Here is a 16,543-nt window from a genome sequence, read left to right as displayed (position 1 = left end):
GACAGCCCGCCTCCTGAAAATTGACTTTTGACGTACGTTTTCAAATCAGAATCCGAACAAAAAAATACAATAACATGAAAGTAACCGTAGTTGGAGCTGGAGGTAACGTTGGCTCAACCGTAGTAGACGTCCTCGCACAGCGCGACATTTGCAAAGAGATTGTAGCTGTTGACATCGAAAAAAAAGATGGCGATAAAACATTTTATCCTTCCAAAGGCCGGGGCCTGGATCAATGGGAATCTGCACCCGTTAATCTTTTTGATACCCGTATAAACGGTACTGTGGATTATGCCGATACTGCTGGATCTGACGTTTGTGTAATTACAGCCGGTGTGCCTCGTCGGCCTGGCATGAGTCGTGATGACCTGTTAGAAATTAATGCCAATATTGTAGGGGATGTAAGTAAAAAACTGGCTGAGCACTCTCCTGAGACCATTATTATTGTGGTTTCCAATCCGCTGGATGTAATGGTGCAGGTAGCGAAAGAATCAAGCGGCTTGCCATACGAGCGAGTGATGGGGATGGCTGGTATCCTTGATACCGCACGTTTCCGTGCCTTTATTGCCAGCGAACTGGATGTATCTCCAAAAGATATTCAGGCTCTGCTGATGGGTGGACACGGCGATACCATGGTACCACTGCCTCGATTCACAACCCTTGCTGGAATGCCGATTACACATTTTATTGATGAAGATCGTCTGCAGGAAATTGTAGATCGTGCCAAAAAAGGCGGAGGCGAAATTGTAGGCCTCATGGGCACATCTGCCTGGTACGCACCGGGTGCGGCTGCAGCCCAAATGGTTGAAGCCATCCTGCTGGATCAAAACCGTATCTTCCCGGTATGTGCCCATATCGACGGTGAGTACGGAATTGACGACCTCTACATCGGTGTTCCCGTTAAATTAGGCACCGGTGGTGTAAAAGAAGTAATTGAGGTTGCATTAAACGAAGAAGAACAAGATCTTCTAAATGAATCAGCCAAAGCAGTAAGAAGTACTTTGGATGAATTCAGAGAACTAATGAACAAGTAAACTAAACTAGCGAGGACAAGGTCCTCACTACTTGCATTAATCCCTCACGTGAATTCTGTTTGCGTGAGGGATTTCTATTTTAAAGAACGTTTTCGGGAACAAAGGGTTTAAAAAACTAATCCATTCTTTTATTGAGTTGAGCAAGTATACCAAGGCGAATTGACTGGAAGCGCTTTTAAAAAAGGTTGTTTTAAAGCAACAGATGTTCTACAATAACCAATAGCTATCTGTAGGCCAATAATTATTTGCATGATGAGACGCATTCTGAAGATTTTTGAACTTAATGCATTTTCTATCACCTTTGCTTATTTGGTGTTTGCTCTTCTATGGATTTTAGTTTCTGACAAAGTTCTCATCTGGTTAACCCAAGATCCCCAGCTAATTTCCAAACTACAGACCTATAAGGGTATTTTTTATGTATTGGGAACTAGTGTGTTTCTTTATGTGCTGATGAGAATAAACAATGAGCGTCTGGCTTCTGAGAAGGAATTATTTGAAGGTATTTTCGAGCATATCCCCATTTTGATAAGTGTGTTTGATCCGGAGATAAATAAAATCAAGGTAAACAAAGCTTTTGAGAAACAACTGGGTTGGAGTAACAAAGACGTGCAGGAAGTTGATCTCATGGAGAAATGCTATCCGGATTCGAATATGCGGAGGAAAGCTGCTCAGGTTATGCTGGAGGCAGACGGTGAGTGGTATGAATTTGAGGTACAGCACAGATCCGGGGAAGTACGCAGCCAGCGCTGGTGCAATATCCGTCTTTCAGATAATACCCTGGTTGGGATTGGCTTGGATGTGACAGATCAAAAAAGATTGGAGGAAAAACTTGAACGGGAGCGGCTGGAACTAAAAAAGATTTACGACAATATTCCTGTTTTCATCAATCTTCACGATAACAAAGGCAAAGTGTACCGGGTAAACAGATACTTTGAGGAGAAGACCGGGTATGAAAATAGATCTTTGCAGTCTTTTAATTTAATTGAAGAAATGTTTCCGGATAAAGACAGGCGGGAAAAAGCCGAAGAGCATATGGCGGTAGCCAATGGCGAGTGGAAGGATTTCAAGATGCACACGAAAGATGGTAAAGAAATTGAATCCACATGGACAAATATTCAGGTAACAGAAGACTTAACTATTGGCATTGGCCTGGATACTACTAACCTGAAAGAGAAAGAACGCGCGCTGCAAGAACTTACCCAGCGTTATCGCGATGCAGAAAAACTCACCAATATTGGTCACTGGAAAAGAAATTTAAAAACGAACGAAAGTACCGTTTCTGATGGCTTCTACGAAGTGACAGAACTTGATAATGAAGAGGGCATAAGCTTTGAGAAATTGAAGGAAATAATTCACGAAAAGGATTGGCCTTATTTTGCAGAAGAAGTGGAGAAAGCCCAGCAAACCGGTCGCTTAGAAATAGATTACCGAATTAAAAAAGCCAAAAGTGGAGAAATAGCCTATATCAGAGAGCTTGGAACGGTAGATTTTGGGGAGGGTGGCGAGCCGCAAGTTATAAGGGGCACCATACAGGATGTAACGGATACGGTGCAGCAGCAGAAAAAACTGGAACAGGTAACTCAACGTTATCAAAAGGCAGAGGAAATTGCCGGCCTAGGACACTGGTACCGGGACCTTAAGCTGGATGAAGCCATATGGTCGGATGGATTTTACAACCTGGTTGATATAAAAAAAGGAACCGCCGATACTAGTTTTGAAGGAATGATGGCAATGATTCATCCCGATGACAAAACAGAATACGAACGTGTTTTTAAGGATGGATTGGAAAATGGCACGATGAATGTGCGTTACCGGCTCATAAAACCGGGGACGGGGGATATTGTACACTTACAGGAATTGGGTAAAACTATTTATGATACAGAGGGCACGCCGGTAGCCATGAGTGGAACGATACAAGACATCACCGAGCGGGAAGAATTTCAGCGAAGGCTAAAGGAGAGAAATGAATTCATTGAAACCACATTGCAAAATTTGCCCATTGGTGTGGCCGTAAATATGATGGATACAGGCGCATCCACCCTGGCAAACGACAAGTACTCGGATATATATGGCTGGCCACAAAAGGTGCTGAATGACGAGGAGTCGTTTTATAAAAGTATATTCCCTGAGCCTGAGTACCGCAGGAAAATGTACGATATGATTGAAGCCGATATCAATTCTTCTAACCCGGAAAGGATGCACTGGGAGCGCCTCGAAATTCAAACCCAGAGCGGGGAAGAGCGGATTGTAAACGCTAAAGTGATACCGGTAGAAAAACAAAACCTGATGATTTCTACCGTGGTAGATGTAACCAGGCAGGTAAAGGCTGAACGAAGGCTGGCGGAGTCGGAGCACAACTATCGATTGCTATTTCTTAAAAGTCCATTGCCCATGTGGATATACGACCCCAAGACTTTACGATTTGTTGAGGTAAATAATGCGGCAATAAGTCATTATGGATACAGCCGTAAAGAATTCTATGAGATGACACTTAGAGATATACGTCCTAAAGAAGATCTGGAATTATTTAATAAAGAAATCAGTGGCCATTTAGAAAAATTTGCACCCCCCGAAGAATGGAGACATGTAACGAAATCGGGTGAGATTATATATGTGAAAATTACCGGCTCTGCTATTAATTACTTTGGTCAAAACTATCGGCTGATATTGGTGAATGATATTACTGAGCAAAAGAAAGCCGAAGAGATGGTGCTGGCCTCTCTGGTTGAGGGAGAAAATAAAGAACGAGCTCGCATAGCCCGAGAGCTGCATGACGGCCTTGGACAATATCTTGCAGCTGCACGGATGAATTTCGAGGCTGTAGAAACAGCAACGGATCAACTAACGGAACGCAAAAAAGAGCAATTCAAGAAAGGCCTGAACCTGCTAAAGAATGCGGTTAACGAGACGTCTGAGATTTCCCGAAACTTATTGCCAAGGGTAGTGGATGATTATGGATTGGTGATGGCAATTGAGTCTTTACTGGATAATTACCGGGGCTCTACAGGTGCTAAGATCAGTTTTTATAATAATGTGGATGAACTGGAGTTGAAGCGGGAAGTGGAATTTAATTTGTATCGTATTACGCAAGAGGCTCTCTCAAATGTGATGAAATATGCCGAAGCGGATAAAATTAATATACAGCTGGTGAAAGATGACCTTGACTTGATGCTGACTATTGATGATAATGGCAAGGGGTTCGATATAGAATCTTCCGGTTTTGAGCCTGGTTTAGGATTACAAACAATAAAAACACGAGCAGGGGCTCTTGGGGGAGAAATACAGATCGAGAGCCGACCAGGTGAAGGAACATTTATTAGTGTAACCATACCTGAACAGAATGCAATAAAAAGTGAATAAACATGGCTAATGTTCGAATAACCATAGCGGATGATCATGAGATTGTAAGAGATGGTATTAGATTATTACTGGAAGATGAACCGGGATTCGAAATCATAAGTGAAGCTGAAAATGGGAAAGAAGCTTGTGAAGCATGCGGTAAGTATAATCCGGACTTGGTAATTATGGATATTACCATGCCCAAAATGGACGGTATTGAGGCCACTAAGAAAATCAAAAAAGAATACCCGGACATTAAGGTGTTGGCTTTAACGATGCTTAGCGAAGACCAGCATATTCGAAAAATGATTAAAGCCGGTGCATCAGGCTATATTTTAAAAAGTGCGGGCCGGGATGAGTTGATCAAAGCTGTTAATCAAATAATGGAAGGACAACATTATTTTAGCGATGGCGCCACCCAGTCAATTTTAATGGAATTGGTGAATCCGGACTTATCTAAGAAAAACCAACCCGAAGATGTACACATCACTGAGCGTGAACAAGAAGTATTAAAGCTAATTGTAAACGAATATACCAATCAGGAAATAGCCGACGAATTATTTGTAAGTGTGCGTACAGTAGATGCTCATCGCCGAAATCTGCTGCAAAAAACAGGATCAAAAAATACAGCTGGTTTGGTAAAATATGCGCTAAAGAATAACCTGTTGGATTAGCATTTCTCTATTTATAAAACAGGCCTGAGGTATATAGGTATAAGTAAAATGCGTAGGTAAAAACACCTAGATAAAAATTTTAAAAAATAGGCCTTATCACTGATTGATGAGCTGGAATTTTCAGCTAGATTTGAAATAAGTCAATCATCGCCGTAAAAGTAAGAGTCTGATGCTGCAGATAGCGTTCATAGGTACTCTGAATCAAACCAATAGCATTGTTAGTGAAATGCTAAACATCCACTTTGACTCAGAGATAGAATTTATTTCTCCATCTGAGTTTTTTTCCAGGTCGCATAATAAAACTATGGGCGATAAAGATTTGGTTTTTGTAGATATCAATACATCTACGGGCTTGGGTAACGCCCCACAAAAAGTAGCCAGGCTAAAAAAAATATTCCCTAACACTCCAATAGTGGTAATGCATGGCTACACGCACGCCCGCTTTACAGAATCACTCGTCAAGGCTGGTGCGAATGGAATTTTATCTATTACCCCCAGTGAGGAGAAGCTGCGAGAAGCAGTAACTCAGGTGATGGACGGTAATACATACGATGGCTTCACAGAATAAGGAATGCGTGTTTTTACCTAGGTAAAAAAATCACAACTACGTTAAATCGCCTATTTTTGAAATTAGGTTTTTCACGTCATTTGTCGGGATGAAAAGCTTCTTAAGTTGATAAAGAGTCACAAAGCAAGCAGCAAATAGCTGATAAAGGTTTTGGCATTACACTACAAAAGTGAGAGTAGGTAAAATTTAATATATGGTAAGACAAGATGATATATATACGGTTATTGAGCTCGACCCGTTGAGTAGGGTGATTTTAAATTCTTTGAATGCTCATGTTGCAATAATTGATACGGAAGGATTAGTAGTAGCATTTAATAAAAAATGGAAGGCCTTTAGTGATGAACTGCAAGAGAGCTGGAGCCATCCCTATTTGGATGAAAACATATTAACGTGTTTACAAGCTCCTTTGGCGAGCGGCAGTGACTCTGCCCTTCGCCTTTTATTAGGTTTAAAAGAAGTATTGAATGGTGAAAGTGAAAGCTTTACTGCAAAAATAAATCTCAGCCAGGAAAATCAACAGCATTGGTTTAGTGTAACCATAAACACTACAGGGTTGGATAGCGGTGCAGTTTTAGTATATGAAGACATTAGTAACCAAACTATCAGCCGGCAATATCTGAGGGAAACGCGCGAAAAGCTTGCCAAATACTTTCAGAATAACTTGTACGGTATTTTAGTGGCCGATGATAACGAAGTTATTATCGAAGCCAACGACGAAGCTTGCAAGCTGTTGGAGATTAGCCTTCATGACATTACCTATTCCAATATATCCAGTTACCTGGATGTAGAAGTGGATGCCGGTGAGATCCAAAAGAAGATTAACCGGGAAGGCAATTACATAGGAGAGCACGTACTTAAAACGGCTAATGGCACAGAAGTGCCTATAGAATTGAGCGTGATCCTGTTTCGGAATGAAACAGGAAAGCCTGTTACAAGCTGGGTGTTTAAGGATATCACCAATAAAAAAATTACAGAACAGGCGTTAAAAGAATCAGAACAGCAGTACAAACTGCAGTTCAACAATACCCTGGAAGGAACAATCATAGGCAGACCGAATGGCCGCATTTTGGCGGTCAATCCGGCTGCTTGTGATTTATTAGGCTATACCGAAGAGGAGCTTGTAAATAAAGAAAGAGACATCATTTTTGATGTAAAGCATCCTGAAAATTGTGAAGCCCTGAAGCAGCGCCGTAAAAACGGTGAGTTTACAGGTGAAGTGTTTTTTACTCATAAAGAAGGATACACCATTCCTGTTGAAGTGAGCTCGGTTATTTTTGAAGCGGAAGACGGCACCGAGAAGACCATTGTAAGTATTAAGGATATATCCGAAAGGAAAGCCATTGAACAACAACTGATGCAGGAAAAAGAGTTTACTGAATCAGCGATTTCAAGCCTTCCAAGTTCCTTTTTTGTATTCAAGAGTACCGGAGAGCTGATACGCTGGAATACGATGCTGGAAAACGATTTTGGCTATAACGCAGATGAGCTCGAAAATTTGAATATCCTGGAACTTGTGCATCCTGAAGATCGGGAGAGTATTAAGTTTTTCCTGAACCGCGGGTTTACTGGTGAAAGAGTGAATCTTGAAACCAGGTGCGTCAGCAAAGAAGGAAGAGTGCTTCATTATTTAATTTCAGGTACAAGCTTTTTCCAGAATGGTGAGCATTTTATTGTAGGCAGTGGCCTGAATCAAAATGATTTCAAAGAAATTGAAAACGAGCGAAACCGCAACGCTCAATTGCTAACCCAGCTTTTTGATAATTCTCCCATAGGTATTGTGTTGATTGACGCCAAGGGCAAGGTGAAAGAGCTCAATGAAAGTTTTGAACAATTATTTGGTTATACCAATGATGAATTGGTAGGTGTAGAGCTGGACGAGACCATAGTGCCAAGTTCTATGAGTATGCAGGCTAAAACACTTTCCGAACTGAGTTTTACAGGTGATGCCTTTCAAACCGAAACGATTCGAAGAACAAAAGAAGGTAAAGAAATACCTGTGCTGGTGGGCGGGGTACCTGTAGAACTCGATGGCGAGGTGATCGCAATTTTTGGAATGTATGTGGATATATCCGAGCGGAAGCGGCTGGAGAACCAAATCGTAGAACTCCTTGAGACTGAGAAAAAAGCCCGCTTGCACATGCAGGATATGTTTGAGGAGGCACCCTCAGCCATAGCAACGTTGGAAGGAAAAAACCATACCTACACTTTTGCAAACGACCGGTACAAAGAGCTGGTTGGTCGCGACGAGCTAATAGGTAATTCTATTGCTGAAGTGATTCCGGAATTCAGTGATCAGGGCTTTCTTGAGCTTCTTGATATCTGTTACCGGGAAGGTAAGCCGTTCCATTTCACTGAAAAGAAAATCTACTTTAACAATGAAGAGACCGGCGAAAAAACCGTGCATTACCTCAATTTTGTAGTGAAGCCATTGCACGATGAACTTCAAAATATCTACGGCGTAATTATTGAGGCTATTGATGTAAGCGAGCAGGTTGAGGCCCGCAAGATTATTGAAGAATCGCTGGCGGAAAAGGAGACTTTGCTGAATGAAGTTCATCATCGGGTAAAAAATAACCTGGCTATTGTATCGGGCTTACTTGAACTCGAAATGTTTGGAAGTACCGATGAAAAAGTATCTCAGCATTTACAGTCTTCTCAATCGCGCATCTCCACCATCGCAAAAGTGCATGAGCTGCTGTATCAAAATGCCAGCCTCTCGCATGTAAACTTCAAAAAGTTTATTGAAAGTGTGATGATTGATCAAAGCAAACTGCCGGGGTATAAAGCGCATGAAATTATATCAGAAATTAAGATTGATGACGTTGTATTAAATGTAAACCAGGCCGTACCGGCCGGTATGTTGTTAAATGAATTGCTCTCATGTATAGAAGATGAGTTGGAGGGGGATATAACAAAACACGAAAACAGATTGTCATTGGTCATGAAAGACCTGGGTAGCTGTATTCAGATAAACATAACGGACCACTTTGGAGGGAATTTGTTTCGTTCATTTGCTGATACAAACCTGATGGAGAAACAACTAAGAATGGAATTGATTCATGTTTTGTTGAAGCAGATAGACGGAGAACTCACCATTGATGATAAGGAAAAACCGACCCTTACCGTGAGTTTCGCGAAGAGGGAAATAAAAGGTCCTCACAGCGGTTTAAACTAAGCCTAACCCCGCAGATATGAAATTATTGACAGATCATTTACCTGAGAAAGTACCCCAAGATTCAGTTCCCTCTGAAGAAGAAAAAGAGCGCCTGGCACAGCTTGAAGAGTACGATATTTATGAGACGATGCCTGAAAAAGAATTCGATTCACTGGTGGAGCTTGCGGCCCTCGTAACCGGCACGCCGGTGTCATTGATGAATATAATGGGATATAACTGGCAATGGACCAAAGCCGCCAAGGGGATGCCCACAGCAAGCTATACCAAACGTTCTGACACGGTATGCCAATATACCATTAAGCAAGAAGGTAACTTTGAGATAGAAGATCTTTCCAAAGACGAGCGTTTTAAGAACAAAGACTATGTGAAGGGGGATCCTGATTTAAGATCCTACTGTGGCTATCCGCTTAAAAGTGCAAATGGGGCTAATATTGGTGCTATTTGTGTGATGGATACCAAGCCCAAAAAACTCAGTGATGATCAAAAGCAAGCACTTGCCACTATAGCTGACGAGATAATGGCCCGGCTGGAACTGAGAAAGCAAAAGCATCACCTTGAAAATCTCAACAAAGAAAAAGAGCAGCTTATACAAGCTATCAATCATGATATCAAAAGCCCCTTGAATGGCATTATTGGGGCGGCCGGATATCTGAAGAATTTTTGGGAAGGTGAAGAGGTAGAAATATCCCGTATCCTCGATATGATTGAAGGAAGTGGCCGAAAGCTTATTAGTTACACCAGCGAGCTCATCAGTCATTCCTTACTTTCAGGAACCACAAAGTTGAATGTTGAAAATGTACATGTTGAAGAAACTATACGTGATATTGTTGAGATGTACACACCCATGGCCAAAACCAAGGAAGTTGAAATTGTACTAAATCTTGGGTCCGGAATGGAATTTAAGCTGGATGAAGAGAAGTTTAAGCTCATTGTAAGTAACCTTCTTTCAAATGCGCTCAAGTTTAGCGAAAACGGAGATAAGGTTACTCTCGAATTTAAAGTGGAGGATGGTTCGCCACGAATATTAAAGGGACGTGTTACTGATGAAGGGATTGGTATTCCTGAAGATATATTATCCAACTTATTTACCCGGAATAAAGAAAAATGCCGGAAAGGAACACAAGGCGAAATAAGTACTGGGCTGGGACTGCCTATGATTAAACAAATGGTAGATATCCATGACGGAACCATCGCCATAGAAACTGAAGAAGGCGAAGGAAGTACCTTCCAAATTGAAATCCCTGAACAAACGTTGTCGGAAACAGAAGAGGCTTAAGAACTTCATTTATACCCCAAAACCCAAAAGAGTCGCTACCCTGATACGGAGCGGCTCTTTTTTTTGGCAATTGCTATTTAACGTGAATTCGAGATAATATCTCAACTTTTACAGAATTGCTCCGGCCTTCAGGCCGGTGAAGAAAGACAAGATAAACAAAGCTTTGCCCTAATAGAGCTACCTGGTGACACGTTTTTCAAAGCTTTGATCGTATTGCCTTATATGTTTCTTGTCGTCCACCCTCGACAAACGTTTGGACTTTAATGCCATCAAAATTCGGGTTCTTTATAGAAAAGATATGCTATCACCGGCCTGAAGGCCGGAGCAATTGATTTCTTCTTTTGAACTGACGTTAATTTAAACGAGTGCCGGCCTCGAAATAATAAGCCTATCTCTAAGTTATTTATATCTCAACCTTATGTTATCTACAAACTGCTTTCAAAAAAAGGTTAAATAAAATATCGAAAGCTTCAGGAGGTCATACCCGCGCAGGCAGGAATCTTCGACATATATTGAATTAATTTTATAATGAGCTGCCCTTTAATTGGCCTTTTTAGCTATGGATTAGTAAACTTGCCGCATATTTAAGGCAAAAAAATCCCCAGGAAAAAATATGTGATGGGTTCTTTCTCCCAAATTGGCACAGAGCGATTACTTAAGGAGCAAGCTGTACTTTTTAACAGCATTTGTCTGCTGGACGACGAGGCGATGAACACAAATGAAATGGCTGCTGAAGTTATCGAAAAGATAATGGACCACTGGGCGTACCCTTCACTGCTTTCTGTGGAAATATTCATTAAGGATGAGTCGTTTCGCTCTGAGAATTTTAGGGAATCGAAGAATTATCTGGGTCAGACGGGAGAATTGAAAAACGGAGCAGAGGTTGAATTATGGATGTACAAGCAGAAAGAATCCGACTCTTTTGGTGAAGAAGAGCAAGAATCGGTATCGATGGTGTTTCATCTGTGTCTCCAAAAGCTGAATCACTGTGTTTTTGCTACTCAAATAGAAGAAGAAAAAGCGAAACTGGACCAGGCATACAAACTTGCAGATATAGGCACCTGGGAGTACGATATGATTGAGGAAGAATTGCATTGGTCCGATATCACCAAAGAAGTGCACGGTTTTGGTAAAGATTACGAGCCGGATGTAGGAAGTACTATCCAGCTATTTAAAGAAGGCTATCACAGGGATTTATTTGAGAAAGCCGCCATGGATGCAATCGAGAGAGAAAAGCCTTTCGATGTTGAACTCAAAATTATTAGCGGTCAGGGAGATGAACGATGGATACGTGCAACGGGTGAGCCGGAATATAAAAATGGGCGTTGTGTTCGTTTCTATGGCATTAGCCAAAATGTAACCGAACGCCGTAAAGCCAAAGAAGACCTGGAGTATAACGAGCGCAGATTTAAAGCCATGGTGCAAAACGGCACCGATATGATGGCAATCCTGGACGAGGAAGCCAATTATCATTATGTGAGCCCGGCAGCATATAATGTATTATCGATTGACCCCGGTTATTTTATAGGACGCAATGCTTTTGATTTTATTCACCCTGATGATAAAAGTTGCATTTACAAACAGTTTAAAGGACTGGCACCGGGTAAGTCGATACAGCTTTCTCCTTTTCGTTTTAAGGATTCGGCGGAAAACTGGCGGTGGCTGGAAGCTACCATTACAAATTTGACGGATGACCCCGCGGTGAGAGGCTACATATCAAATGCCCGCGATATCACCGCACGGCAAATAAAACAAGGGAAGATACTGGACTCGCTGAAGGAGAAAGAAACCTTGCTGGCCGAGATTCATCACCGCATAAAAAATAACCTGACCGGCTTGATAGGCATGTTGCAGTTGCAGGCTTACAAAGAAAATAACGAGGAAGTGCTGGAGCGCCTGTTTGACAGTATTGCCCGTATACACACGATGGCAAGCATCCACGAGCAGTTGTACCAAAGCAATGATTATGCACAGGTTGATTTAAGTAAGCGTATTAAATTGCTGGCGCTGAATATTGGGAAGACGTATAAGCTTCGAACAGATATTTCCCACGATTTTCAGCTGGAGACGGTTAAATTAAGTCTCGACCAGGCGCTTCCTTGTTCCCTCATTACTAACGAAGTGCTTACCAATATCCATAAACATGCTTTCGAGAACAGGGCAGAAGGCACCATTACCTTACAGCTTATTCAAGACGAAGACGAAAACCTGGTACAACTCAGTATTCGGGATGACGGAGTTGGCTTGCCCCAAGATTATAAAAGCGGACAAGGTGATTCCATGGGAATGACCGTTATCCAAATGATGGCTGAGAAACTAAATGCTGAATATAGCTTGCATAATAAGGAGCAGGGCACAGAGTTTAAGATGCAGTTTGTGGCAGAGGAGTGAGGGGGCCTTATGTTGGCTCCGTCTGTCGGGTTCATTTATATGTGGATAGTATCTGCTGGTGTAACACGGTGTAAATCTTTTCTTTAGAGTACAATACATGATCATTTGAAGGTATATATAAATGATAGTTAGCTATGCCCAATAGTAGTTTTTAAAACATGATATATATATTTTTTTATTACATTAATATGAGCTCAGGAAGATAAATGGGGTATCCGGGCGGAAAATTTTTTTTGTAAGGAATGGCAATCTGATAGCTCTTACTTACAATAACATAAACTATGGGGTTAATATGGCTACAAAAAGTAAAGCCGCCGGGAACTATTGGTTGATCATTATTATATCCACGATCATTGCCTCGCTGGTTGCGGGCTTTTTTCTAATATACGTTCCGGAAAACGAAGAAAGAATTACAGAAAGAAATTTTCGAGAGTTAAACCGGGTAAGTGATAACCTGAGAACACGGGCAAAAAGTTTAATAAAAAATGCTCGTAATGTGGTAAAGGAAAAAAGTGTTGGTAACTATATTTTTTGTGGTCTTTCAAAATTGGAAAAAGGGGATACAAGTAAAGTTTTTTTAAATGTTGAAAGCCATCTGAACAATGAAATAAACCGGTTTAACAGCGATATCTCATTTCGAGAGCTGAGTGTTGAAAGGATTAAAGCTCACAATGATGAAAGCTTCAGTGAAAACAAAATTGAACTGCATATAAATACGCCAGACTATACTTCGGTTCTTTACTCTGATCGTATTGGACTTAATGAAATATCCGGAAATACCCGGATCTTTTGTGAAAAAACAGAGAGTGGAGTTCCTGATTCAACTCATACTGATTCGGTGCTAAGTAATGAGAGTAAAACCCATTTATCGTATAAAATTGAGATAGCTACTCCGAACCTGGTGGGTGATTTGTTGCATTTCGATTTCTTTGAGAGCTTTATTTTGACAACCAAAGACTGGCTTATATATGAGTCTAATCCCCAGGGGACGATGTTTTACGAAGAATTTTCAGATAGTTTGGCTGGTACCGCACAAACGAGAAACGCAAGAGTGCGCACAGTCGCTGTAAATGGAGTAGAGTACAAAGCGTTTGTGCGTCCTATCCATATATCCAAAAGCCAGCATTGGAATCTTGTTGGTTTTATCCGGGCTGATGAGTTTAGGAGCGAAAGCTGGAAGATTTCCAGGAAATGGAGCCTGATATTGTTGGTAGTTTCAGTATTGGTATTGCTGGCCTTGCCTCTTATAAAATTGAATACTATTAATGATCAGGAAAAAGTAAATACCAGGGATATAGTATTGGCATATTTTTCGATCATCAGCCTGACCTCTTTGCTTACGATCGTTATTTATTTTTTGTATGTATTCAATATGTCTGAGGTACAGAACAAGGAATCTCTTGAATACTTAGAAGCAGAAATAAAAGGAACCTTTGCTGAAGAGTATTATGATATCGCTGATTTTTTGGTGAGGATGGAAGCAGCCGGAGCTGAGAACATGAGTGATAGTAATGAGGCACATTCGCCATTTGATGAAGCCAACAATCACGAGCACTTTTTTTGGACCTACCCATTCCTGGAAGATTATTTTGTGATTGATTCAAGTGGTGCACAAGAAAAAAAATGGACAGTTAGAAAGCATCGTACTCCAAAATTTAACGTAAAAAACCGGGGCTATGTAGACAGGTTGTTTCAGGAAACGGGGTATAAAACAGGTGGTTGCCCTTCAGCACAGATGTTTCTGGAATCTATTGTGTCTTACAATACGGGGCAACAACTGGCGGTTATCACCCGAAAGCAAAAATGTAGCAATAGAATATTTGGTATTACCAGCAAATTGTATTCGCTGTATGATACAGTGCTTCCATATGGCTATCAGTTTAGTGTAATTGATAAAAGCGGACTGGTACACTTTCATTCAGATTCAGATAAGAACCTAAATGAGAACTTTTTTGAAGAAGTAAAAGATACAGAAGCAGTTCGCCAGCGTATCCATAATAATAACCTGGGTTACACTTCTATCTCATACCATGGAAGTCAATCGGCGGCCTCTTTTTCTCGTCTCCACGAGGAGTTGCCTTTTTACTTGGTACTAATAGGGGATAAAAGTACACAACTCGGAGTGTTTTCAAGAGTCATCCGGATTACTATATCCATCATTATTTTATTGATTTTGTTATTTATGGGAGTGGTGTATCTGAAAGCATATTTAAAACATAAGCCGCCATCTTACGATAGTTGGTTACGTCCTATTTCAATGCAAAAACAGCTGAAATATGAGCAGGGTTGGGGAGTTGTTTTCTTTCTTTGTGTGCTGATCCCACTTCTGATCTTCAATTATTCGTATAACCGGGAAACCTTTACTCTAAACAAGTTAAAAGAAATAAAGACTGCGGAGTTGTTGAATAAAAAGGAGATTGCCAACAAAGAATATATAGCATGGCTTGGTGAGGAGCTCTGTGCCAATAAATTCCAAACCCTAGCAAACATCCACAGCAAAAGGATGAATATGGGCGAAGGAAAGGGCAATTACATGTTCAAAAAGAAGATATTGCCGGAATACTCTATGGCAGGTCAGCCTGTATTCTATTCCTTTAGTGAGTTTGATCACGAAATGGATAATGCCTTTCGGGCATATAAGGAAAGAACCCTTTTTATGGGTATGCAGGAAGTAACAAGGACCGTTAAAAACAGGGTAACTCATAATCCGGAATTAACAAGGCTTAACTTTGCCAGCGTTGGAACATGGCTAAATAAAAACTTTGGAGGTATGGTTTTTACGCTGCTGGCACTTTTGGTACTACTTTTGGGAGCCATAAAAATTTTTAGAAGAGTTAAAAAAAGGTTGTTCAAAGTTCAGATCCAGAAAATGGAGGATTGGGATTGGGAGTGCAAGATGGAAAAAGTAACAGATGCCCCTTTAAGGCTCTTTTTAGTAGATGTGACAGGAGAGGCGTTTTCTAACGATGTAAGTTCTACAGAAGTAAAACAAGTGGAGTGGAGTAGTTATGCAGGAAATCCCAAATCAGATGAAGATGAAAAGATAAGGGAAATACGGGTATCTAACTTTCCAGCCTCATTTGAAGAGATATCCAAAGAAGATGCCATTGCAATGAAAGAGCTCCTGTCTTCATATAAAGAGAAGAAAATTACGGTTATTTGTAAACAAAGTCCGTTACTGTTGATTGAGGAGGCGGAAAGAGCAAAAGAAAAGGAGTATATGGTAAAGACTGAGAAATCAGGAAAAGTAAAAGAGCAGGAAAGTAAAGGGGGGCAAAAAGAAGAACTTCAAAATCAGGAAAGTGAAATAGACAAAACAGAAGAAGTACCAGAGACAATAGATCTTTATAGCAGTTTATTAGAGTTCCTGTCAACCTTTGACACTTATTATAAACCGATTTGTTTTACTGATGAAGAAAGGGAGGAAGCCTGTAACAAAAAGCTTAAAACAAGGATGAAATTTCAAAAAAGGTTTGTGAGTCTGGATAAAAATGAGCAATATTTGTTGTATGATTTAGCCGAAGATGGAATCATCAATACTAAAAATACCGGCGTAATTAATGCATTATTCAAGAAGGGATTGATAAAGGGCAAGAGCAAGGACAAGCATAAAGACAAATCCCAAGACGGATTGAAAAATGGCAGTGATAACAACAAATCCCAAAATGGGTCAGAACATCTGATACTCACACAATTTTATTTTTATGATGACGATGAAGAGGCAGTAAATAAGAAAAAAGAGGAGGATCAAGAGCAAGAAAAAGCTGCGAAGGAATGTACGGACAGGGCCACCTTCCGGCAATTTATTCTCGATACTTTTGACGAAAGTGCTCTTAAAGCAATTAAATCTGAAGTTGAAAGCAAAAGCAGCTGGGCAAGATACCGCACCTTTATTCTGCTTGTTATGGGCGGACTTTTCTTGTTTATATTGTTTACCCAACAACAATATCTAAATGAAATAGTGGCCATTGTAACGTCACTAATTGCAATTTTTGGTGCCATTGCCAAGCTTACCAATGTTCCCTCTATGTTTGGTAAAAGAGCTGAGTGAAAAATTCTATGCTTCGTTTGAATAAAAGGAATCTCCGA

General features: G+C 40.7%; 8 protein-coding genes. All 8 read left to right on the top strand.

The features are described 5' to 3' along the window. The first annotated feature begins 74 nt into the window (after nt 1-74). Nucleotides 75-1,031, top strand: coding sequence for a malate dehydrogenase (gene mdh / locus FN815_RS07145; RefSeq protein ID WP_142453945.1), 957 nt, complete (start codon nt 75-77; stop codon nt 1,029-1,031). Nucleotides 1,032-1,280: 249 nt separating this feature from the next. Beyond that, nucleotides 1,281-4,391, top strand: a complete 3,111-nt coding sequence (locus FN815_RS07140) for a PAS domain S-box protein (RefSeq protein ID WP_142453944.1) — start codon at nt 1,281-1,283, stop codon at nt 4,389-4,391. Nucleotides 4,392-4,393: 2 nt separating this feature from the next. Further along, the gene (locus FN815_RS07135; protein ID WP_142453943.1) at nt 4,394-5,044 is read left to right on the top strand and encodes a response regulator transcription factor; all 651 of its coding nucleotides are present in this window, start codon (nt 4,394-4,396) and stop codon (nt 5,042-5,044) included. 304 nt (nt 5,045-5,348) lie between these two features. Further along, nucleotides 5,349-5,612, top strand: coding sequence for a response regulator (locus FN815_RS07130; protein WP_221930269.1), 264 nt, complete (start codon nt 5,349-5,351; stop codon nt 5,610-5,612). 193 nt (nt 5,613-5,805) lie between these two features. After that, nucleotides 5,806-8,787 (top strand): PAS domain S-box protein, encoded by a 2,982-nt coding sequence (locus FN815_RS07125; protein ID WP_142453941.1) that lies wholly within the window; start codon nt 5,806-5,808, stop codon nt 8,785-8,787. Nucleotides 8,788-8,803: 16 nt separating this feature from the next. Then, nucleotides 8,804-10,063, top strand: a complete 1,260-nt coding sequence (locus tag FN815_RS07120) for a GAF domain-containing sensor histidine kinase (RefSeq protein WP_142453940.1) — start codon at nt 8,804-8,806, stop codon at nt 10,061-10,063. Between the two features lie 618 nt (nt 10,064-10,681). After that, nucleotides 10,682-12,454 carry a sensor histidine kinase gene (locus FN815_RS07115; RefSeq protein WP_142453939.1) on the top strand — a complete coding sequence of 591 codons (1,773 nt, stop codon included), beginning with the start codon at nt 10,682-10,684 and terminating at the stop codon, nt 12,452-12,454. A gap of 292 nt (nt 12,455-12,746) precedes the next feature. Continuing rightward, on the top strand, nt 12,747-16,505 hold the full coding sequence (locus FN815_RS07110; protein WP_221930268.1) for a PDC sensor domain-containing protein: 3,759 nt from the start codon (nt 12,747-12,749) through the stop codon (nt 16,503-16,505). The last annotated feature ends 38 nt before the right edge of the window (nt 16,506-16,543 follow it).

The sequence above is a fragment of the Gracilimonas mengyeensis genome (assembly GCF_900182705.1).
Classification (GTDB): domain Bacteria; phylum Bacteroidota; class Rhodothermia; order Balneolales; family Balneolaceae; genus Gracilimonas; species Gracilimonas mengyeensis.
The sequence above is the reverse complement of the archived record's forward strand: the minus strand, read 5'-3'. Positions and strand labels throughout refer to the sequence as shown.